This window comes from Streptomyces sp. NPDC037389 (assembly GCF_040636475.1).
Classification (GTDB): Bacteria; Actinomycetota; Actinomycetes; order Streptomycetales; family Streptomycetaceae; genus Streptomyces; species Streptomyces hesseae.
The window spans coordinates 251,931-273,183 of sequence record NZ_JBEZUS010000002.1 but is presented as its reverse complement, the minus strand read 5'-3'; the positions used below and the strand labels follow the sequence as shown (position 1 = coordinate 273,183).

Sequence of the window (21,253 nt, the reverse complement as noted above, 5' to 3'; positions counted from 1 at the left end):
CGGCTGCCGCACCCAGGGCGTCCACGGTGCCGCGCGGTCGCCACCTGAGCCTTCGCTGCGGCCGGGCTGTCACTGCCCGCTCGCCGGCGCGGAGACGGCAGGCGTCGGGGCAGGCTGCGGCTCGGCGTCGCTGTCGCCGAACCCGAAGACCTGACCCCACAGCCATACGACCGCACACAAGCCGGCCACGGCCCAGACGCTCAGCCCCTTGGCGGACTTCGGCCCCGGCTTGCGGCGGATGTGGCTTCGTACGCGCACGTACCCGTCCGGAACCTTCGGCATGCTGCATCCCCTCCCTGTCGGTCCGCGCTGCGCGGACCTCCAGTTCGGTTGTAGCGGTGGCCACTGACAGAACCTGACGCCCCGTCATGATCGTGCGGCAAGCAAGGGTGCGAGTCGGCCATGGCCTCGCGAGTGCCTCTCCACCTGCGCGAACCGCTGGCCTGCGCCGAGCCTCTCGGCTGGGCGTCATGCTGCGGAAATGTAAGACGTGTCAAATGGCCAGTTCCTGCGGTGCACGGTCAGTGGCGGCTGCGCCGGGCGCCGACCCTCGACGAGGTGTGATCCCTGCACTTGGTCGCCAGCAGGTGCAGTGCCCGCACACGCTCTTTGGGCAGCCACACGCGGCGTCTGGCGCCAGTACAGGCTCCTCAGATCGAGATGTTCGGGAGATGCCCGATCGGCGTTCCACGTCTCGACGTTCGCCCGGGTGAATGCAAGCCGTGCGCAGCCGAGGCTCGATGGCCCTGCCGTGTTGAGGAGACGACCAGGGCGCCTCACGTCATGAACTTCGACCGCCGATCCGCAGCGATTGCGCCGCATGGGTTGCACTTTTCGGTCAACTGCCTTGAAAAGATGTTGGGTTGCAGACGATGTCGCGCCCTTGAGTACTACCGCGAGGGACTATCAGTCCATCACGCACGCTCGTAGCTTGTTCTCAACCACCTCGGGGGATTCGCTTGCTTGATGCGGAGGACGTTGCTGGCAGATGTGTTATGTGCACCTGGAGAGTGCGGCGGGGCCTCTGGAATGGTGATAGGTCGTTGATGTCGAGATCGCGGCCCAGTGGAGCTGTATGTTGACCGTGTTCCTCGCTGCCTCTCCGCATAGCGATCGAGTACTAAGGTGCTTGGCGCCTTCACCTACGAAGAGGGTCCACATCGGGCCCAATGTAACCGCGAGCGCACCAAATTCATCCGAAAGAACTAGGCATCCGGCGCTAGCCGCGTCGACGGGCAGGGGGAGCGTTGGCAGGCACTGATCCGGAGCCGCAGCGGCACATCATCGAGCAGCACAACCACGGCGATGGTGCCTTCGTTGGTGGTGACAACCACGGCGAGATCCACGTCGAGGCAGTCGATGCGAAGACCAAGGCGCTGCTCAGGAAGATTTGCAAGGATTCACCCGCCTTGGTCCGGCTACTTGAAGAGGCTATGGAGGACGGGGTGATCTCCCCCGATACCGCGGGTCTGCTTGCAGTGGCGGCTCGCAGCATCAACGAAGATGTCGCCGCGATGCTTATCCACGCAAGCCGCAGCATCAACGAGGATGTTGCTGGGATGCTTACGCACGCAAGCTACAGCATCAATGAGGATGTGGCAGGGCAGGTATCCCATGCCGCGGAAACCTTCGAAAAGGTGTCCAAGCAGCTTGACCTCAACGAGTTCAACAGTATTGTCAGCCGCATCGAGGGGGCCGTTAGCTCGGGAAACGGCGTCATCGACCTTGAAGGCCTGGTTATGCGTCTTGAGGGAAGTCTGAGTTCTCTGGACCGACTGGTCAGGGGCATGGAGAACTTGCAGAACAGGGACAAGCCCCTCGGCCGGATCGAGGAGATAGGGAACGCGCTGAATGGCGCGGCTGGACGGATCGAGGCTACAGTGACTCCGCCTCCTCCAGAGATCCTCCCAGAGCACAAGGCGCGTGCCTTTGCATTCCTTTGGGGCCTCGGAATCGGCGCATTCTTCATCCTCTACCTGGTCAACCGATGAACTGGCGCAGCCGGTGCGTGTGCCTGAATTCGTCATCACTCACATGGCTTCGGCGGGAGCAATATTTTGTGAGGGCTCGCGATGGCACAGCCAACCGGCCCGACGGAAATTAGTTGGCAAGCGAGTAGTCGTCGTAGCGGTGTAGAGGCGTGGCGGGCGGCGCCGAACCACACCTCGCAGTTGGCTTCGGGGCGACGGTGGGCGGTTGTGGGCGTCGAGGGGCGCTGAATTCTCCGGTGTGCCTGTGTCAGCTCTTCGTGGCCGCTGACCGCGCCCGTGAGGCGTTCGTGGCGGCGTTGTCGCGTGCGAGGTATGCCCTCTCCTGGACGCTGTTGCCAAAGTCCCCCCACCCGTAGAAGACGGCCACAAGGGCGGCCGTCGTTGCCACCCCGGAGGAAGTGGCCGCCAAGGCTCGGGCCATCCCTGCGGGCAGATGTGCGAGTATCCCGCCCCTCGTGCGGACAGTGATGTCGGCGCACCTCCCTGCCCACACTTCGAGGCCCTGCGCGGCCCTCGCGAGGAACGCCGCGACGCAGGCGAAGAAGGCGTATGTGAACACGATCCCCACCACGAGCCGCGTCGCTATGCCGGGAGTCGGGCCTGCACCGGAGAAGGGTAGGCCTCGGATGCAATGGACGACTGCGGTCCCGAATACGGCTGCCAGGAAGGCGATAACGAAGAGTGACCCGCTGATGCGTTCGTAGTCGTCCACGGTTGCGTCGGGGCCGTTGGTCGACGTAGGGCGACTCCGCCGTTGAGCGGGTATGAACAGGTTCACGATGCTGCCGAGAACGTTGCCGGCTACGAATGTGCCCGAACCGTGGTTCGTCTGGTTCACGACCCTCGTCTCAGTCTCGGGCGGCTGGTCAGTCACGCTCGAGTCCACCATGGTTGATCGTCAGGCTGCCATGGTTGTCACCACCGATGAACAAGCCGCTGCCGGTGTTGTGCTGGTTGTACACGGTGGGTCCTGTGACGGTCAGGGCCTTGAAATCGGGGATCGCCTCCGGGTGTGAGTCGAGGTGCGCTCGAATCAGCGGCGTCAGGCGGGATACGAGTTCCTCCGAGGTGGCCCCCCGATCGTTGAGAACAGCGATCAGAGCGTCCTGCTCGGCAGGGGTACCTTGATGAACGAGCTCGCGAACCTTCAGTCCAACCCAAGCCATGCCGCTTGTGACCGCTCCAGTGACCAGCGCGACAGCCGATCCAGTCGCAACTTCTCCAACAACATCGGGCAGACTCACGATTGTTGACCCCCGCGAAGAGACGAAGTGAAGCCCTCAACGTACTGCCATGGGCTTGAGCGGGGAGTATCTTTCGCGGTCGTGTCCATCACATGCACGGGATGTGTTCTCCTGTAGCCGCACGAAGCGGTCTGCCGTGCACGATGGTCCGTCCACCTGGACCCCGGCGCACTGCAGCGAACCTGATCGGCAATGGACGGCCCGATCGCGAGCGGATCGGGTAGAGGCGGGGATGGCGCACCTGCCGGGGCGGATGCACCCTGAGGCTGTCACCGTTACCTCAAGAACTTCCTGTAGGGGCCGCGCCGCTTCAGGGCGGCGCGGCCGACGGCCGGGTGTCGAGGTCCATGGGATGTGGGGTTAGGTGGCGGAAAGGATTGCCCCGCTCCCAGGTTTCGCGCGTTCTCCCCAGATTCTCCCCAGAGGGTCGGGAGTCGCCCTCGGTGTCATTCGCGTACGCGAAGTCGATCAAGGAGGTTGGCCCTCGCCGCTACAGCCAGTCCCGCCGCTTGAAGATGAAGTACAGGCTCGTGCACACCGCTGCCATCAGCAGGATCGCGAAGGGGTAGCCGAACGCCCAGTGCAGCTCGGGCATGGCGTCGAAGTTCATCCCGTAGATCGTCCCCACCAGCGTGGGTGCAAACAAAATGGCCGCCCACGACGAGATCTTCTTGATCTCCTCGTTCTGCTCGAAACCCGCCTCCGCCAGGGCTCGCATTTCCGCGTTCTGTTGCTGGGTGACGAGTGTGGCGTTGACCTGGAGGATGTCGGTGAGGGCGGAGCGGAAGCCGTCGACGCGCTCGCTGGTGTGGGTGACGTGGTCGGCCACGTCGCGGAGGTAGCGCTGGAGCTCGTCGTCCGTGCCGTACTTGGCGAAGCCGGCCATCAGGCCGTGCAGCATGCCGACCAGGGGGCGGGTAGCGCGCTGGAACTCCACCATTTCGCGGGCGAGTTCGTAGATGCGGCGGGAGACGGCCGGGTCGCCGCCGAAGACCTCGGTCTCGATCTCGTCGAGGTCGTTCTGGACGCCCGCCACGACCGGGGCGTAGCCGTCTACGACGGCGTCGAGGATCGCGTAGAGCACGGCCTCCGGGCCGAGGGCGAGGAGCTCCGGGGTGGTCTCCATGCGACGGCGGACGGCCGGGAGGTCCGGGGCGGCGCCGTGCCGGACGGTGATGACGAAGTCGGGGCCGACGAAGACGTGGAGCTCGCCGAAGTCGACCTCCTCGGGGGCGTCGAGGTAGCGGGCGGCGCGCAGGACCACGAAGAGGGTGTCGCCGTAACGTTCCAGCTTGGGTCGCTGGTGGGCCTCCAGGGCGTCCTCGACGGCGAGCTGGTGGAGGTCGAACTCCCCGGCGAGCGAGAGGAGTTCCTCCTCGGAGGGGCGGTGGAGGCCGATCCAGGCCATGCCGTCGGGCTGCTCGCGCAGTCGCCGGTAGGTGTCGGCGAGCGACGTCGGGGTGGCCACGCGGTGGCCGTCGCGGTAGACGGCGGCGTGGACGACGCTCGTCCCGTCGACGGCCTTGCCATCGGCGGCGCGGTCGGCCGGCGGGTCGGCGGCGGGGTCCTGGCCGGGCGCCGGGGAAGCGGCCGTGCGGCCGTTCGTGGGGCGCAGCCACGAGTGCTTCCTGGGGGCGGACCGGTGGCGCGGAGGGCGCTCGGGCATGGTTCGTCTCCCTCTCGCTCGTCGCGGGCCGCGGAACAGGGTACGCGGAACAGGATATACATCCCCATTTGCAGCCTCTGAGGGGATGTCTCGCCGGGAGGCTTGTCGGGCTTTGTGGCGGCGCCGGGTCAGTCGTCGTCGCCCCGCAGCGACCGCAGGTGCAGCCGCAGTACCCGCCGCATGTCGCCGACGGGGACCCGGTCCGGGTGGAGCACGGCCGTGAGGGTCAGGCCGTCGATGAGCGCGAGCGTCCGCAGCGTCTCCGTGGGGACGTCGAGGTCCTCGGGGAAGCCGCCGGCGCTCCGACCCTCGCGCAGGACGCGCTCGATCAGCTCGCGCATGCCCGTGTGGAGTCTGTCGGCGCTGGGCCGCAGTTCGGGGCGGACGCGGGCCGCTGTGCCGAAGGCCAGCCACAGGACGGCCTCGTCGTGGCGGTCCTGGTCGAGGGGGAGGAACTCCGCGAGGAGCTCCTCGACGAGCGTGGCGCGCTCCGGGGCGGGCGGCGTGGCCAGCAGTCGCTCGGCGTGGCCGCGTACGCGGCTCTCGACGCGGCGGGCGAGCTCCCGCATGGCGAAGAGCATCAGGTCGGAGTGGTCGGCGAAGTAGTGCCGTACGGAACCGACGGCGAGTCCCGCCTCCTGGGCGACGTTGCGCAGCGACGCGTTCTCCAGGCCGTCGCGCCGGGCCACCCGGAACACGGCGTCGGCGACCGCCCGGCGGCGGGCCTCGGGGTCGACGATCTTAGGCATGTTGCCGTTATAGCACGGGCGGGTTAAATTCTTTTTTGGCACGAGTGGGCTACAAAAATGAACCATGAGTAATGAGCTACGCAAGGAGTCGGAGTGAACGCCTGGCTGTCGACCGCCCTCATCGCCGCGGTCGCCGTGGCCGTCGTGGTCAAACGGCTGCGAGGGGAACCCCTCAACGCGCGCGACCTGTTCGCGGCCCCGCTGATCCTGACCGGCCTCGGCGCGTGGACGCTGTGGAAGGCCGAGGGGATCGGTGTCGCGGACACCGTCTGGGTGGCGGCCGGCGTCCTGCTGGGCGTCTCGCTGGGGGCGGTGCGCGGGCTGACCATCCAGGTCTTCGAGAGGGAGGGGGTGCTCTGGCAGCGCTACACCGGCCGGACGTTCGCGGTGATGGCGGTGTCGGCGCTGATCTCGATCGGCTTCGGGCTCCTCGCGAGCCGGATGGGCATGCACCCGCAGGCGCGCCCCGTCCAGCTCTCGATCGGCGTCGGCTTCCTGGGCGAGGCCCTGGCGGTGGGAGCGCGCGGCCTGATGACCGGGGTCCCCTTCGCGCCCGAGTCCCGGGACGGGCGCCGCCGTTGAACGACGACGCTCGCCCCGGACGAGCGCAGGGGCAGACGGTCAGTCCGGCAGCTCCCGGCTCCACAGGTCCGCCGGTGTCTCGCGGCGGACCAGCAGACGCGCGCGGCCGTCCGTGACCGCGGCCACCGGGGGGCGGCCGACGAGGTTGTACGACGAGGCCATCGACAAGTGGTACGCCCCCGACGCCGGGACCGCGAGGACGTCCCCGGGGCGGACGTCGGACGGCAGCGGGACGTCCTCCGCCAGCACGTCGCCCGCCTCGCAGTGCCGGCCCACCACCGTCATCGGCCGGGCCGGCGCCGCCGAGGCGCGGCCCGCCAGGCGGACGGTGTAGCGCACCCCGTACAGCGCCGGGCGGGGGTTGTCGCTCATCCCGCCGTCCACGGCGACGAACGTCCGTCCGCCCGAGACCTTCACCGCCAGTACCCGGTACAGCGCCACGCCCGCCGGGCCCGCTATCCAGCGGCCCGGCTCGACGGCCAGCCGGGGCACCGGGAGGTCCGCGTGGGCGCAGCGCAGCGCCAGTTCGGCGGGGACGCGCGTCGCGTACTCGGCGGGGTCGAAGGCCGGTTCGCCGTCGCGGTAGGCGATGCCGAAGCCACCGCCCAGGTCGAGCTCGGGGAACGTCACGCCGTGGACGTCGCGCAGATCCGACAGGAACAGCACCAATTTGCGGACGGCCGCGAGGTAGGGGCCGACCGAGGTGATCTGGGAGCCGAGGTGGCAGTGGAGGCCCACGAGTTCCAGCCGGGGCTGGCCCAGGATGCGCGCCACGGCGTCCGCCGCCTCGCCGCCGTCGAGGGACAGTCCGAACTTCTGCCCCTCGACGCCCGTCCGCACCGCCGCGTGGGCGCCGGCCTCGATGCCGGGCACCACGCGCACCAGTACCTTCTGCCGGGCGCCGGGTGGCACCAGCGCCGCTAGCCGGGCGATCTCCCCGGTGTTGTCGAGGACCACGCGCCCCACGCCCAGGCGCAGCGCGGTCCGCAGGTCGTCGGGGCTCTTGGCGTTGCCGTGGAGGATGACGCGCTCGCCGGGGAAGCCCGCGTGCGCGGCGAGTTCGAGCTCGCCTGCCGAACAGACGTCGAGGTGGAGTCCCTCCTCCTCGACCCACCGGATCATCGCCCGGGTGAGGAACGCCTTGCCGGCGTAGGCCACGTCGGCGTCCGGGAGCGCCGCGCGCCACGCACGGGCACGCGCCCGGATCTCGTCCTCGTCGACGACATAGGAGGGGGTGCCGAAACGGTCGGCGAGCTCGGCGAGGGGCACCCCGCCGACGGCCAGCCCGCCCGAGGGCAGGACACGGGCGGAGGCGGGCCAGACGGGGCCCGGCCACGCGGAGTCCGGTCGCGCGGAGTCCGGCCGCGCGGGGCGGGCAGAGGCCGACGGGCCGGCGGCCGGCACGGGCTCCCCGGACCGCGGGGACAGGGCGGCGGGGGAGAGGGGGAGGGACACGGATGATCTCCTTCGGGGGAAATCGGTGCGGCGCGAGGAGTCAGCCGGGACGATCAGTTGGGGAAGTCGGGCAGTACGGGCGCGGCCTCCTCGGCCACCGGCAGCACGGGGCGGGCCGTCAGCTGCGGGTCGACCGAGACCTGCCCGACGCCCAGCGGCGCGGCCAGGGCCCGTACGGCGGGCAGGGCGAGCCGGACCGAGGGGACACCCGGCCCCAGACAGTCGGAAAGCCGCCGCCTGCTGGTGAAGGCGACGGCCGTCCGGGCGCCGAGAGGGGTGCGGAAGACGCGCAGGGCGAAGCCCACGGGGCAGGGCCGTACGGGGACGTACAGCGGCCGCTGCGGGTCCGGATGGCCCGGATGGGAGGGCTCGCCGTCGTCGGCGGGGCGGCTCCCGGCGGTGTCGGGGCACATCGCCGCGGCGACGGCCGCGGCCTCGGCGGGAGTACGGCTCAGATGCATGACGGTCCTTGGGAGGTGTCGGCTGGGAGGCGTCGGTGAGGTGCGTCGGTGAGGTGCGTCGGTCACGCTATGCCCGGCCCATGCCCGGGCGACCGCCTCCTTGACAGCACATTGACCCCACCCGGGAGTCCCTTGACGGCTCGTTTACGCGCCGGGAACCGCCCTCGCGTCCCCACGCGCCCTCGCGCCGGTCCGGCCCGTGGACGCGCCGCCGTACCGGCAGCCCTACCCGCCCCGTCCGCCCCGGAACCGCCGCCTCCGGCCGCCGGAAATCTTTGGAACAATCCGCCCCGCGCGCACCGCCACCGGCCCCGCGTCCCGCCCCGCGCGCACCGGACCCCTCCGGGGCTGGTCAGACGTGGATCATTGCCGCACGATGCTTACCGGCGGGGGCGGCGGAGCCCCGGGCACTCTGGAGGACGAAGTGACGGCGACGACGAACGTGACCGCGAAACCCGGCCCGGCGGACGGCTTCCGGGCGGCCCGGGACTTCCTGCTCGACCACCGCGAGGACTACGCGGCGGCCCGCGAAGGCTTCTCCTGGCCCCGGCCCACCGCCTTCAACTGGGCCCTGGACTGGTTCGACACGATCGCCCGCGGCAACGACCGCACCGCCCTGTGGATCGTGGAGGAGGACGGCGGCGAGGAGAAGCTCTCCTTCGACACGATGCGCCGCCGCTCCGACCGCGTCGCCAACTGGCTGCGCGCACAAGGCGTACGGGCCGGCGACCGGATCGTCGTCATGCTCGGCAACCAGCGCGAGCTGTGGGAGACCGCTCTGGCGGCCATGAAGCTGCGCGCCGTCGTCATCCCCGCCACCCCGCTGCTGGGCCCGGCCGACCTCGCCGACCGCATCGAGCGCGGCCGGGCCCGCCACGTGCTCGTACGGGCCGAGGACACCGGCAAGTTCGCGGACGTCCCCGGCGACTACACCCGTATCGCCGTCGGCGAAGGGCCCGCGGGGTGCTGGCTCGCGTACGAGGACGCCGACGACGCCGAGGAGACGTTCGTCCCCGACGGGCCCACCCACGCCGACGACACGCTGCTCCTCTACTTCACCTCGGGTACCACCGCTCGCCCCAAACTCGTCGAGCACAGCCACATCTCGTACCCCATCGGTCACTTGACCACCATGTACTGGATCGGTCTGCGCCCCGGCGACGTCCACCTCAACATCTCCTCGCCCGGCTGGGCCAAGCACGCCTGGTCCAGCCTCTTCGCCCCCTGGAACGCCGAGGCCACCGTCTTCGTCCACAACTACACCCGTTTCGACGCGGCCCGCCTCCTGGCCGAGATGGACCGTTGCGGCGTCACCAGTTTCTGCGCCCCGCCCACGGTGTGGCGGATGCTCATCCAGGCCGACCTGGGCGCGCTGCGCAATCCCCCGCGCGAGGTCGTGGCCGCGGGCGAGCCCCTCAACCCCGAGGTCATCGAGGCCGTCAGGCGCTCCTGGGGCCGTACCATCCGCGACGGCTTCGGGCAGACCGAGACCTCCGTCCAGATCGCCAACCCGCCCGGCCAGCCGCTGAAGCCCGGCTCCATGGGCCGCCCCAGCCCCGGCTTCACCGTCGCCCTCCTCGACCCGCGGACCGGGGAGCCCGCCGACGAGGGCGAGATCGCCCTCGACCTGCGCGATCGCCCCGTCGGCCTGATGACCGGCTACGCGGGCGACCCCGAGCGCACCGCCGAGGCGATGGCGGACGGCTACTACCGCACCGGCGACATCGCCGCACGGGACGAAGAGGGGTATCTGGTCTATATCGGGCGCGCCGACGACGTCTTCAAGTCCAGCGATTACAAGATCAGCCCATTCGAGCTGGAGAGCGCCCTCCTGGAGCACGAGGCCGTCGTCGAGGCGGCCGTCGTCCCCGCCCCCGACCCGCTGCGGCTGTCCGTGCCCAAGGCCTATGTCGTCCTCGCCGCCGGCTGGGAGCCCGGACCGGACACCGCCAAGGCCCTCTTCGCCCACTCGCGCGCCGTGCTGGCCCCCTACAAGCGCGTCCGCCGGCTGGAGTTCGCCGAGCTGCCCAAGACCGTGTCCGGCAAGATCCGCCGCATCGAGCTGCGCGAACGCACCGCGCGGGGCGGCGGGACCGAGTACCGAGAGGAAGACCACCGGTGACCACACCCTCCCCCTCCCACACGGCAGGCCCCATCGACACCCCGTTGCTCGACGACACCATCGGCGCGAACCTGGCCCGTACCGTCGCGCTCTTCGGCGACCGCGAGGCGCTCGTCGACGTCCAGGGCGGCCGCCGCTGGACCTACGAGGAGTTCGGCCGGGCGGTGGAGGAGGTCGCCCTGGGACTGCTCGCCAAGGGCGTGGCCAAGGGCGACCGGGTGGGCATCTGGGCCGTCAACTGTCCCGAGTGGGTCATGGTCCAGTACGCCACCGCCCGGATCGGCGCGATCATGGTCAATATCAACCCGGCCTACCGCGTCCACGAACTGGCCTACGTCCTGCGCCAGGCGGGGATCGGCATCCTCGTCTCCTCCGTCGAGTACAAGACGAGCGACTACCGCCGCATGGTCGAACAGGTCCGCGGCCGCTGCCCGGCGCTGCGCGACGTCGTCTACATCGACGACCCCACCTGGACCGGCCTCGTCAGCCTCGGCCGGAGCGTCGACCCCGACCGTCTCACCGTCCGCGAGGACCGGCTGAGCCCCGACGACCCCGTCAACATCCAGTACACCTCGGGCACCACCGGCTTCGCCAAGGGCGCCACCCTCTCCCACCGCAACATCCTCAACAACGGCTATTTCGTGGGCGAGGGCCTCGGCTACACCGAGGAGGACCGCATCGCCCTGCCCGTGCCCTTCTACCACTGCTTCGGCATGGTCATGGGCAACCTCGCCGCCACCACCCACGGCGCCTGCGTCGTCATCCCGGCCCCCACCTTCGACGCCACCGCCACCCTCCACGCCGTCGAGCGCGAGCGCTGCACCTCGCTCTACGGCGTCCCCACCATGTTCATCGCCGAGCTCGGCCTGCCCGACTTCGCCACCTACGACCTCGGCTCGCTGCGCACCGGAATCATGGCGGGCTCGCCCTGCCCGGAGGAGGTGATGAGGCGCGTCGTCACGGAGATGAACATGTCCGGGGTCGCCATCTGCTACGGGATGACGGAGACCTCCCCGGTCTCCACCCAGACCCGGCGCGACGACGACCTGGAGCGCCGCACCGGCACGGTCGGGCGGGCGCTGCCGCACATCGAAGTGAAGATCACCGACCCGGCCGACGGCGCCACCGTCCCGCGCGGCGAGCCCGGTGAACTGTGCACCCGCGGCTATTCGGTGATGCTCGGCTACTGGGACGACCCCGAGCGCACCGCGGAGGTCGTCGACGCCGAACGGTGGATGCACACCGGCGATCTCGCGGTGATGGACGAGGACGGCTACGTCCGGATCGTCGGCCGCATCAAGGACATGATCATCAGGGGTGGGGAGAACGTCTACCCCCGCGAGATCGAGGAGTTCCTCTACACCCACCCCAAGATCTCCGACGTCCAGGTCATCGGCGTCCCCGACGAGAAGTTCGGCGAGGAGATCATGGCCTGCGTCATTCTGCGCGACCCCGCCGAGACCCTCACGCGCGACGAGCTCGCCCGCTACTGCCGGGGCCGGCTCGCGCACTACAAGGTGCCGCGCCATCTGCGGCTGATGGACGCCTTCCCCATGACCGTCAGCGGCAAGGTGCGGAAGGTGGAGCTGAGGGAGGAGGCCGCCGCGCTGCTCGTCGGGGTGGGCGTCGGCGTGCGGGGCTGACGGCGTACGGACGGGGCGGGCCGCGTGCGGCCCGCCCCGTCGCCCCCCGTTCTCCCCCGTGAACGGTCTCTTTCTCCCCCGTGGCAGGGCCCGCAGTCCCCCGTGTCTCGCGGGCCCTGTGCTCAGTCTCCGCCTCATCGCACCCAAGTGGCCATGATGGAACGTCAGTTCAGAGGAAGAATTGAGCTTCGGGTCACCTCCTGCCGCGCCGCACGAGCTCGTCGGCCCACTCGTTGAGAGCCTGCGGAGTGCCGGTCAGGTCCATCACGAACAGCGGGAGCCGCAGGTCGTCCGCCCGGCAGCGGGCGTCGCGGGCGTACCCCGCCAGGGAGAAGCAGACGCTCGTCGCGGAGTCCAGCAGGCCGTACAGCCACAGGCACTCGATGTCGCGCAAGGTGGTCGGGAGGGTCGTGGGGTCGACACGGGCGACGACGCCGGTGGCGCACAGGTCCACGCCGCTCGCGGCGGGCGCCGGGCAGTTGCCGGGGCGGCGTACGTCCGGGAAGCCCAGCCAGCGCAGATAGCGCTCGGCGGACATCACCGCGTCGCGTTCGGTACGGATGGCCACCGGCCGGAACGGCGGCTTCGAGATCGCGCGGGGGCGCGGGGCGGTGTCGGAGGGCGCCTCGGGCGCTGCCTCCTCCGGGCTCTTCGCGCCCTTGACTTCCTTGGCTTCCTTGACTTCCTGATGAGGGGTTTGCGCGGCGTCGCGCGGCGGCAGGACGGGCAGCAGGACGACCGTCCCGCAGGAACAGCCCAGTTCGGGCCGGGGCCACTGGCCCTGCCGGTCGCAGGACGGACAGCGCACCGCCACCCAGGAGTCGCGCCAGGTGCGGTGGGCGAGTAACTCGGGGGTGGCGTCGGGCGGTACCGGCAGGGTCAGCGGGTTGCCGCAGGCGCAGGGAAAGGTCGGCGGGGTGAAGGAGTGCTCCCGGTGACACGTGGGGCAGTGCACCGGCACGCTCTTGGCCATCTTCGGCTCCAGCGTAGGGTCCGTAGGGGATAGGGGACCCCATCGTCCACGATGCGGGCGTGGTGGGGGAGCGAATCGGCAAGGCGGGCGCGGGAGAGTGCTCCGGGCGGCGCCGCCGGGGCGCGAACAGGATGGATGCCGGCGCCGCCGCCCGGAGGTCAGGGGATCGGCTCGGACTCCTCCACGGCGTCGATGTTCACGCCGTGCGGTGTGTTCGCCTCCCGTTCGATCATGATCTCGACGAGGACGGGCCGGGAGGTGGCGACCGCCTCCTTACGGGCCCATTCGATGGCCGGACGGATGTCCGCCGGCTCGACGACCCGCCGCCCCGAACAGCCGTAGGCTTCCATCAGCTTGACGTTGTCGGTGCCCGTCTCGTCGTAGTGGACGTCGACCTGGTAGTTCATCCCGTAGCCGATGGACGCCTGCCGGATGAGGCCCAGGTACTCGTTGTTGAGCATGATCAGAACGAACGGGATGTCGTACTGCGCGGCGACAGCCAGTTCCTCCGCCGTGTACTGGAAGCCGTAGTCCCCGACGATTCCCACCACCTCCGTGGCGCCCCGGCCCATGCCCTCCAGCGCCTTCTTCGCCCCGATCGCCGCCGGGACCTCCCAGCCCAGCGGGCCCGCCTGGCCGCACACCTGGTAGTGGCGGGGCCGGTGGGCCTTCTGATGCTGGCCGCCCCAGATCTGGTACAGGCCGATGGCGGTGAGGAAGCAGGTGTCCTCGCCGAAGATCTCGTTGATCTCCTTGTAGACGCGGGGGGCCTTCACCGGGACGGTGTCGAAGTCCTCCCGCCGGACGAGGGTCCGTTTGAGCAGCCGGCAGCGCTCCCGCCACGGCCCCGCGTCCGCCCGGGCCCCGCGCCGCCGGGCGGCGGCCAGCAGGGCCGAAAGGAACTCCTTCGCGTCCGAGACGATGCCCAGGTCCGGCGCGACGACCTTGCCCAGCTGGGTGGGCTCGACGTCCACCTGGACGAACGTCCGCCCGCCCCGGTAGACGTCCGTGTCCGCCCCCGTGTGCCGGTCACCGAAGCGCGCGCCCACGGCGAGCACGAAGTCCGCCTCCAGGAACGAGGCGTTGGCGTACCGCTGCGAGGTCTGGATACCGGTGGTGCCCATGTGGAGCTCGTGATCGTCCTCGACGGCCCCCTTGCCCATCAGCGTCACCTGGAACGGCACGCCCAGCAGCTCCACCAGCGCGCGCAGTTCGGCCGCCGCCCCGGCCAGGATCACCCCGCCGCCCGCGAGCACCAGCGGCCGCTCGGCCGTCAGCAGCAGATCCAGGGCGGCCTCGACGCCAGGCGGGTGCGGGACGGGAACGCGGACGGGAAGCCGGGTGTCGGTGGCGGCGTCGTAGCGGATCTCGCGCCGGGCGATGTCGACCGGGATGTCGATCAGCACCGGCCCCGGCCGCCCCTCGCGCGCGATCCGGAACGCCTCCCGGAACACCCAGGGGATCTGCGCCGCCTCCGTGACCTGTACCGCCCACTTGGTGACGGGACGGACGATCCCCACGATGTCGACCGCCTGGAACGCCTCCTGGTGGAGCTTGGTGGAGACCGCCTGGCCGGTGACGCAGACCATGGGGATCGAGTCGGCGAAGGCGGTGTACAGCCCGGTGACGAGATTGGTGCCGCCTGGCCCGGAGGTGGCCAGCGCCACCCCGACCCGGCCGTTGGTGCGGGCCCATCCGTCGGCCATGTGCGCGGCGCCCGCCTCATGGCGGACGATCAGGTGCTCGATGCCGCCGACGGTCTCCAGCGCCTTGTACAGCGGCAGGATCGCGGCGCCGGGGCAGCCGAAGACGGTGTCGACGCCCTCGTCCTTGAGGATGTGGACGACGGCGTGCATGGCGGGGACGGTGGTCATTCCGTCCCTCCTGAGAGCCGTTCGACGCCCCGGAGCAGGGCCGAGTGGTCGAGCGCACCGTCGCCCCGGGCCCGGGCGGCGGCCACGAGCGTGGCCACGACGGTCCCCAGCGGCAGGACGGCGCCGACCTCGCGGGCGGCGGAGGTGACGATGCCCATGTCCTTGTGGTGGAGGTCGATCCGGAACCCCGGCGGGTACTCACGGCTCAGGAAGTTCTGCCGCTTCCGGGCGAGCACGGCGGATGCGGCGAGCCCGCCGCCGAGGACGTCCAGCGCGGCGGCGAGGTCCACCCCGGACTTGGTCAGAAAGACGACGGCCTCGGCGCACGCCTGGATGTTGGCGGCGACGATCAGCTGGTTGGCGGCCTTCACGGTCTGCCCGGAGCCGTGGGGGCCGCAGTGCACGACCGTCGTGCCGAGCGTGCGGAGCAGGGGCGCGACTTCTTCGAAGTCGGCGCGCTCGCCGCCGCACATGACGGACAGCGTGCCCTCGACGGCCCCGGCCTCACCGCCGGAGACGGGGGCGTCGAGTACGCGGACGCTGCGGGGCGCCGCGGATTCCGCGAGTGCGGCCGAGGTCCGGGGGCTGATCGAGGACATGTCGACGAACAGGGCGCCGGGGCGGGCGTTGGCCAGGACGCCGCCGTCGCCGTGGGCGACGGCGGTGACCTCGCGGTCGGCGGGCAGCATGGTGACGACGACGTCGGCTTGGGCGACGGCCTCGCGGACGGAGCCGGCGGGGGTGCCGCCGGCGGCGGCGAGGCGGTCGAGCTTGTGGGGCTCAAGGGTGTGGCCGGTGACGGAGTACCCGGCCTTGAGGAGGTTCTCGGCCATGGGGGAGCCCATGATGCCCAGGCCTATCCAGGCGATGTGGGGGAGGGACGGCATGTGGTCGTTTCCCTTCGGGATGGTTGGTTGTGCCCCGGTCCCGCCCTTTCACCGTTTCCGAAGGGGCTCCGCCCCCTCGAACCCCCGGACCGGGCTTCGCCCGGTGTCCTCAAACGCCGGACGGGCTGAATTCAGCCCCAGGAAACCGGGGGCACCTCCCAGCGGTAGCCGGGGGAGAAAGGGCGGGCTGGGGCGTCAGAACTCGGCGAGCCAGCCGAAGGCATCCGCGCTCGCGCCCGCGGCCCGGTACTCGAGGCCGACCGCCCCGCCGTACCCGGCCCCGTCCAGGCGGGAGAAGAGGTCCGCGAAGTCCAAGCCCCCCGTCCCCGGCGCCCCCCGCCCCGGCACGTCCGCGATCTGGACGTGTCCCGCCCGCCGCGCGTAGCGGTCGATGGCGTCGCGCGGGTCCGCCCCGCCCATGGCCACGTGGTACAGATCCAGCAGCAGCCGTGCGTTCCCCAGCCCCGTCGCCGCGTCGACCTTGTCGACGACCTCGACGGCCGACGCCACGTCCGTCAGCGGATACCTCGGCGATTCCACGGCGTTGAGCGCCTCGATCAACAGGGTCGCCCCCACCCGGTCCGCCGCCCGTGCCGCGTGCGCGAGGTTCTCCAGCGCCAGTGCGTCCTGGGCTCCCGGGGCCACCCCGTCGACGCGGTTGCCGTACAGCGCGTTGAGCGCCCGGCAGCCCACCGACGCGGCGAAGCCGGCCGTGACGTCGACGTTCGCGCGAAAGCGCGCGGACTCCTCGCCCGGTACGGAGAGCGCGCCCCGGTCCGGACCGGGCAGCCGGCCCGCGTAGAAGTTGAGGGCGGTCAACCGGGTGCCGGCGGCGGCCAACGCGTCCCGTAGCGCGGCGAGTTCCGCCTCGGGAGGTCGCGGGTCCTCCGGCCAGGGCCACCACAGCTCCACCTCCGTGAACCCGGCGGCCGCCGCGGCGGCGGGCCGTGCCGTCAGCGGCAGGTCGGTGAAGAGGATCGAGAGGTTCACATCGAAGCGGCGCAATCCCAACACCCGCCCCTCTCTTCCGTATTACGGAAACTGAATTCCACCTAGAGGAAGGCTGCTCCCGTTCGGACGGCCCTGTCAAGGGCCCGGTACGTTGACCGTGTGCGATTGAGAGTGGAGTTCACGACCGAACCGTTCGATCTCGACGAGCCCCCGCCCCACGCCCTCGCGGCCCGGGACGCCGTCCAGGCGGCGGAGCTGGACGCCGTCGACGTCGGCCCGTTCGGCAACACCGTCGAGGGGCGGGCCGACACCGTGCTCGCGGCGCTGGACACCCTGCTGCGCGCCTCCCTGGAGGCGGGCGCCACGCGGGTGTCGCTCCAGGTCAACGTGGTCGGCGCGGACGGCGTGACGAGAGGGGACGGCGCGTGAGCGAGGACGCCTTCCGCGCCGCCGTCCGGCCGCTCGTGGACGCCATGGGCGGCCGGCTGCTCGAACCCGAGCAGGCCGAGGGCGACGACGTCGTCCTCCGCTGGGAGGGCCGCCCGGTCGTGGCCGTACGCCTCCCGCACCTGGCGGAGTCGCTGGAGGGCATACTCGCCGACCTGGAGCGCCGGTACGGCATGCCGCTCGCCCAACTGGACCGCAGGGCGAAGCAGTCGGTCGTACGGAACCTGGAGGCGCGCGGCGCGTTCGCGCTGCGGCACGGCGTGGAGACGGTCGCCGCCGCGCTCGGCGTCAGCCGGTTCACCGTTTACAACTACCTCAACCGCCAACGGGACGCGGACGATCGCGTCCGCCCCCGGCCGGACGGCGGCTCAGCCGGACGGTGACCACGACGGTCCCCGAGGCGGATGCCGGTCGTGGGGCGTACGGCGAGTCTTGAGGTGACGCCCACGCCGCCCAGGAGACGGACATGACCCTCGCGACTCCGCTGCCCGACGACACCGACGCCCCCGCCTTCCCTCCCGTGCCACGCCGGCTGGACCGCACGGCGCGCGCCGTTCCGCTGACCGTCCTGCCGTCGGGGCTGTGGCGGATGGCCATGGCCGTGGGGATCCCCGTCGGCTTCAGCGGGCAGCTGGCGGAGGACTGGCGGCCCGGCCTGGAGACCTCCTCCTGCATCACCCTGCTCACCCTCGTCATCGAGCTGTTCGCCTTCCTGACGATCGGCCTGACCGGTGCCGCGAGGCACGCGAACGGTTCTTCAACAAACTGTTGACGCGCGTTCGCCGGAGGCGTTAGCTATGCGCAGCTCATCCGAGCGCAGCGAGAAGCGCCACGGAGGTTCCCGTGACTTCGAGTTCGACACCGGGGCTCACCCGGTTCAACGCGGCCGAGGACGACACCGCGCGGGCCGCGCTGCACGAGATCTGCGCCAGTACTGCGTGGCGCGAGGAGATCCTCGCCCGGCGCCCCTACCGTGACGCCGAGGAACTGCTGGCCGTCAGTGACACGGCCGTCGCCCGGCTCTCGCCGGACGACCTGGTCGAGGCCATGGCGGCGCACCCGCCCATCGGCCGTCCCCGGCCGGGCGATCCGGTCTCCGCCCGGGAACAGCGCGGCATGATGGGCGCCTCCGACCTGCTCAAGGCCGAGATGCTCGAACTCGGCCTCGCCTACCAGGAGAAGTTCGGGCACGTCTTCCTGATCTGCGCCACCGGCCTCACCGCCGAACAGATGCGGGACTCCGTCCGTAACCGGATCGACAACCCCCCGGAACGCGAGCGCGAGATCGTCCGTGGGGAGCTGGGCCGGATCAACCGCATCCGGCTGGCCCGGCTCGCCGTCCGTCCCACGAGCGAAGGAGCGTCCCGGCGGTGAACGAGGCCACCATCTCGACCCACGTCCTCGACACCGCCTCCGGCCGCCCCGCCGCCGGCGTCGGCGTGGAGCTGGCCGTACGCGGCGACGGCCCGGACGGGGAGCGCTGGTCCGTGTTCGGCGCGGCGCGGACCGACACCGACGGGCGCTGCGCCGCCTTCCCCGTGCTGCCGCCGGCCGTCACGCACGTCCGCCTGCGCTTCGACGTCGGGCCGTATCAGTCTCCGCGGTCCTCCGGCGGTACGGCGTTCTTCCCCGAGGTGACGGTCGCCTTCGCGGTGTCGCCCGGCGAGCACCATCACGTACCGCTGCTGCTCAGCCCGTTCGGATACTCCGTATACCGAGGGAGTTAGCCCGTGATCCTGGGTCAGAACCAGTACGGCAAGGCCGAGAACCGCATCGTACGGATCACCCGCGAGGGAAGCACCCACCACATCAAGGACCTCAACGTCTCGGTCGCGCTCACCGGCGACATGACGGACGTCCACCTCTCCGGCTCCAACGCCAACGTCCTGACCACCGACACCACCAAGAACACGGTCTTCGCCTTCGCCAAGGAGCACGGCATAGCGTCGGCCGAGGAGTTCGGCATCCTTCTCGCCCGTCACTTCGTCACCGGTCGGCCCACGATCCACAGCGCCCGGATCCGTATCGAGGAATACGCGTGGGAACGGATAGAGACCCCCGGCCCCGAGCGGCACTCCTTCGTCCGTGAGGGCCGGGAGACCCGCACCGCCCAGATCCGCTTCGACGGCACCGACTGGGAGATCATCTCCGGGCTCAAGGACCTGACCGTACTGAACTCCACCGACTCCGAGTTCACCGGCTACGTCAAGGACCGCTACACCACCCTCCCCGAGACCCGCGACCGCGTCCTCGCCACCCAGGTGCACGCCCGCTGGCGCCACTCCACCCACGAGGCGGACTGGGACCGCTCCTACCGGCAGGCCCGCGAGCACCTCCTCGCGGCCTTCGCCGACACGTACTCGCTCTCACTCCAGCAGACCCTCCACCGCATGGGCTCCCGCGTCCTCGAGAACGGCCCCGGCATCGAGGAGATCCGGCTGTCCCTCCCCAACCGCCACCACTTCCTCGTCGACCTCGAACCCTTCGGCCTCAAGAACGACAACGAGGTCTACTACGCGGCCGACCGCCCGTACGGACTCATCGAGGCGACCATCCTGCGCGACGGCGCCGAGCCCCGGATTCCGGTGGACATGACGAACCTCTAGGACCTCCAGCACTTCCTGGACCTTAAGGACACGCAACCATGGCGAAACCCTCACCCCCCGTACCCGAGGCACGGGTCGTCATCGAGAACTGCGCCGTCGCGACCGTCGACGCCGACGACACCGAATACGCCTCCGGCCACATCGTCGTCGCCGGCAACCTCATCGAGACCGTCGGCCCCGGACCCGCCCCCGCCGGTCTGACCGGGGTCGTCCGCCGCGTCGACGGCACCGGCCACCTCGCCACCCCCGGCCTGGTCAACACCCACCACCACTTCTACCAGTGGCTCACCCGGGGCCTCGCCCAGAACTCCAGCCTCTTCGACTGGCTCGTCACCCTCTACCCCATCTGGGCGCGCATCGACGAGCCGATGGTCCACGCCGCCGCGCGCGGCTCGCTGGCCATGATGGTCCGCGGCGGCGTCACCACCGCCATGGACCACCACTACGTCTTCCCCCGGGGCGCGGGCGACCTGCTCGGCGCGGAGATCCGCGCCGCCCGCGAGTTGGGCGTACGGTTCAGCCCCACCCGAGGCTCCATGGACCTCGGCGAGTCGGCGGGCGGGCTGCCGCCCGACTTCGCCGTCGAGACCACCGAGGCCGCGCTCCTCGCCACCGAGGAGGCCATCGACACCCACCACGACCCGTCATTCGGCTCGATGCTCCGCGTCGGCGTCGCCCCCTGCTCGCCCTTCTCCGTCTCCACCGAACTCCTCCGCCAGGCCGCCGAGCTCGCCCGCCGCAAGGGGGTGCGCCTCCACACCCACGGCTCGGAGACCGTGGAGGAGGAGCGGTTCTGCAAGGAGAAGTTCGGCATGGGGCCCACGGACTACCTCGCGTCCACGGGCTGGCTCGGCGAGGACGTGTGGATGGCCCACTGCATCCACATGAACGACGCCGACATCGCCGCCTTCGCCCGCTCCGGGACGGGCGTGGCGCACTGCCCCTCCTCCAACGCGCGGATAGCCGCCGGAACCGCCCCCGTCCCCGCCCTGCTCAAGGCCGGCGTCCCCGTCGGCCTCGGCGTGGACGGCACGGCCTCCAACGAGACCGGGGAACTCCACACCGAGCTGCGCAACGCCCTCCTCGTCCACCGGCTCGCGGGCGGCGAGGACGCCCTCGGCGTCCGGCAGGCGCTGCGGCTGGGCACCTACGGCGGCGCCCGGGTGCTGGGCCGCGCGGCGGAGATCGGCTCGCTGGAGCCGGGCAAGCTGGCCGACCTCGTCCTGTGGAGGCTCGACGGCCTCGGCCACTCCACCATCGCCGACCCGGTCGCCGCCCTCGTCCTCGGGGCGCCCGCGCCCGTCACCCTCTCGCTCGTGGACGGCAGGCCGGTCGTCGAGGACGGCCGCCTGGTCACCGCCGACGAGGACACCATCGCCCGCGAGGCCCGCGACGAGGCCCGGCGCCTGGCCCGGATCGCGGCCGACGCCTGATGGCCGACGCCTGACGGCTGACGCCCACGGGTTCCGTCCGCGCGAGCCGCCCGCCGAGGGGGACGGCCCTCGGCGGGCCGGTCCGGGGTGGGGGGGGGGGGGGCCCCCCCCCGGGGGGGGGGGGCGCCCGGGGGGGGGGGGGCGGGGGGGGGGGGCCCCCCCCCCCCGC

General features: G+C 71.0%; 22 protein-coding genes. 11 read left to right on the top strand and 11 right to left on the bottom strand.

Annotated features, from left to right (window positions below; genetic code table 11):
* Positions 1-69: 69 nt before the first annotated feature.
* A complete protein-coding gene (locus AB0E98_RS04850) occupies positions 70-282 on the bottom strand; it encodes a hypothetical protein (protein WP_361698637.1) in 213 nt (70 codons plus the stop codon).
* 965 nt (positions 283-1,247) lie between these two features.
* Here AB0E98_RS04850 and AB0E98_RS04845 point away from each other — a divergent pair.
* Positions 1,248-1,991 (top strand): hypothetical protein, encoded by a 744-nt coding sequence (locus AB0E98_RS04845; RefSeq protein WP_361698635.1) that lies wholly within the window; start codon positions 1,248-1,250, stop codon positions 1,989-1,991.
* A gap of 247 nt (positions 1,992-2,238) precedes the next feature.
* Here AB0E98_RS04845 and AB0E98_RS04840 read toward each other — a convergent pair whose 3' ends face one another.
* The 4 genes from AB0E98_RS04840 to AB0E98_RS04825 form a co-directional block, all read right to left on the bottom strand.
* The gene (locus AB0E98_RS04840; protein WP_361698633.1) at positions 2,239-2,865 is read right to left on the bottom strand and encodes a hypothetical protein; all 627 of its coding nucleotides are present in this window, start codon (positions 2,863-2,865) and stop codon (positions 2,239-2,241) included.
* Entirely contained in the window at positions 2,858-3,235 is a 378-nt protein-coding gene (locus AB0E98_RS04835) for a hypothetical protein (RefSeq protein ID WP_361698631.1), read from the bottom strand. The genes AB0E98_RS04840 and AB0E98_RS04835 overlap by 8 nt, the downstream gene beginning before the upstream one ends.
* Positions 3,236-3,725: 490 nt before the next feature.
* The gene (locus tag AB0E98_RS04830; protein ID WP_361698629.1) at positions 3,726-4,901 is read right to left on the bottom strand and encodes a magnesium and cobalt transport protein CorA; all 1,176 of its coding nucleotides are present in this window, start codon (positions 4,899-4,901) and stop codon (positions 3,726-3,728) included.
* Positions 4,902-5,029: 128 nt separating this feature from the next.
* Positions 5,030-5,650: a TetR/AcrR family transcriptional regulator gene (locus AB0E98_RS04825; protein WP_361698627.1), complete on the bottom strand. Its 621-nt coding sequence runs from the start codon at positions 5,648-5,650 to the stop codon at positions 5,030-5,032.
* A gap of 93 nt (positions 5,651-5,743) precedes the next feature.
* On the opposite strand from AB0E98_RS04825, the gene AB0E98_RS04820 reads away from it, so the two are divergent.
* Positions 5,744-6,232: a DUF1453 domain-containing protein gene (locus tag AB0E98_RS04820; protein WP_361698625.1), complete on the top strand. Its 489-nt coding sequence runs from the start codon at positions 5,744-5,746 to the stop codon at positions 6,230-6,232.
* Positions 6,233-6,271: 39 nt separating this feature from the next.
* Here the strand turns inward: AB0E98_RS04820 and lysA are convergent, their stop codons facing one another.
* On the bottom strand, positions 6,272-7,687 hold the full coding sequence (gene lysA / locus AB0E98_RS04815) for a diaminopimelate decarboxylase (protein WP_361698623.1): 1,416 nt from the start codon (positions 7,685-7,687) through the stop codon (positions 6,272-6,274).
* Positions 7,688-7,740: 53 nt separating this feature from the next.
* Positions 7,741-8,148, bottom strand: coding sequence for an SAV_915 family protein (locus tag AB0E98_RS04810; protein WP_361698621.1), 408 nt, complete (start codon positions 8,146-8,148; stop codon positions 7,741-7,743).
* Positions 8,149-8,590: 442 nt separating this feature from the next.
* Between AB0E98_RS04810 and AB0E98_RS04805 the strand changes: the two genes are divergently transcribed.
* Positions 8,591-10,270: an AMP-binding protein gene (locus AB0E98_RS04805; protein WP_361699340.1), complete on the top strand. Its 1,680-nt coding sequence runs from the start codon at positions 8,591-8,593 to the stop codon at positions 10,268-10,270.
* Positions 10,267-11,913 carry an AMP-binding protein gene (locus AB0E98_RS04800; protein WP_361698619.1) on the top strand — a complete coding sequence of 549 codons (1,647 nt, stop codon included), beginning with the start codon at positions 10,267-10,269 and terminating at the stop codon, positions 11,911-11,913. Before AB0E98_RS04805 ends, AB0E98_RS04800 begins: the two co-directional genes overlap by 4 nt.
* A gap of 193 nt (positions 11,914-12,106) precedes the next feature.
* Here the strand turns inward: AB0E98_RS04800 and AB0E98_RS04795 are convergent, their stop codons facing one another.
* The 4 genes from AB0E98_RS04795 to AB0E98_RS04780 all read right to left on the bottom strand — a co-directional run bounded on the left by AB0E98_RS04795 (position 12,107) and on the right by AB0E98_RS04780 (position 16,658).
* Positions 12,107-12,886: a hypothetical protein gene (locus tag AB0E98_RS04795; protein ID WP_361698617.1), complete on the bottom strand. Its 780-nt coding sequence runs from the start codon at positions 12,884-12,886 to the stop codon at positions 12,107-12,109.
* Positions 12,887-13,044: 158 nt separating this feature from the next.
* The gene (gene gcl / locus AB0E98_RS04790) at positions 13,045-14,760 is read right to left on the bottom strand and encodes a glyoxylate carboligase (protein WP_361698615.1); all 1,716 of its coding nucleotides are present in this window, start codon (positions 14,758-14,760) and stop codon (positions 13,045-13,047) included.
* Positions 14,757-15,647 carry a 2-hydroxy-3-oxopropionate reductase gene (locus AB0E98_RS04785; protein ID WP_361698613.1) on the bottom strand — a complete coding sequence of 297 codons (891 nt, stop codon included), beginning with the start codon at positions 15,645-15,647 and terminating at the stop codon, positions 14,757-14,759. The genes gcl and AB0E98_RS04785 overlap by 4 nt, the downstream gene beginning before the upstream one ends.
* A 195-nt stretch (positions 15,648-15,842) precedes the next feature.
* Positions 15,843-16,658 carry a TIM barrel protein gene (locus tag AB0E98_RS04780; protein WP_361698611.1) on the bottom strand — a complete coding sequence of 272 codons (816 nt, stop codon included), beginning with the start codon at positions 16,656-16,658 and terminating at the stop codon, positions 15,843-15,845.
* Between the two features lie 99 nt (positions 16,659-16,757).
* Between AB0E98_RS04780 and AB0E98_RS04775 the strand changes: the two genes are divergently transcribed.
* From AB0E98_RS04775 to AB0E98_RS04745, 7 genes are all read left to right on the top strand, one after another.
* Positions 16,758-17,027, top strand: coding sequence for a hypothetical protein (locus tag AB0E98_RS04775; protein WP_361698609.1), 270 nt, complete (start codon positions 16,758-16,760; stop codon positions 17,025-17,027).
* Between the two features lie 44 nt (positions 17,028-17,071).
* Entirely contained in the window at positions 17,072-17,428 is a 357-nt protein-coding gene (locus AB0E98_RS04770; RefSeq protein ID WP_361699338.1) for a helix-turn-helix domain-containing protein, read from the top strand.
* An 83-nt stretch (positions 17,429-17,511) separates the two neighbouring features.
* Positions 17,512-17,817 carry a hypothetical protein gene (locus AB0E98_RS04765; RefSeq protein WP_361698607.1) on the top strand — a complete coding sequence of 102 codons (306 nt, stop codon included), beginning with the start codon at positions 17,512-17,514 and terminating at the stop codon, positions 17,815-17,817.
* Positions 17,818-17,888: 71 nt separating this feature from the next.
* Positions 17,889-18,419: a 2-oxo-4-hydroxy-4-carboxy-5-ureidoimidazoline decarboxylase gene (gene uraD, locus AB0E98_RS04760; RefSeq protein ID WP_361698605.1), complete on the top strand. Its 531-nt coding sequence runs from the start codon at positions 17,889-17,891 to the stop codon at positions 18,417-18,419.
* Positions 18,416-18,772, top strand: coding sequence for a hydroxyisourate hydrolase (gene uraH, locus AB0E98_RS04755; RefSeq protein WP_361698603.1), 357 nt, complete (start codon positions 18,416-18,418; stop codon positions 18,770-18,772). The genes uraD and uraH overlap by 4 nt, the downstream gene beginning before the upstream one ends.
* Before the next feature lie 3 nt (positions 18,773-18,775).
* Entirely contained in the window at positions 18,776-19,651 is an 876-nt protein-coding gene (pucL, locus tag AB0E98_RS04750; protein WP_361698601.1) for a factor-independent urate hydroxylase, read from the top strand.
* Between the two features lie 38 nt (positions 19,652-19,689).
* Positions 19,690-21,084, top strand: coding sequence for an 8-oxoguanine deaminase (locus AB0E98_RS04745; RefSeq protein ID WP_361698599.1), 1,395 nt, complete (start codon positions 19,690-19,692; stop codon positions 21,082-21,084).
* Positions 21,085-21,253 lie beyond the last annotated feature (169 nt).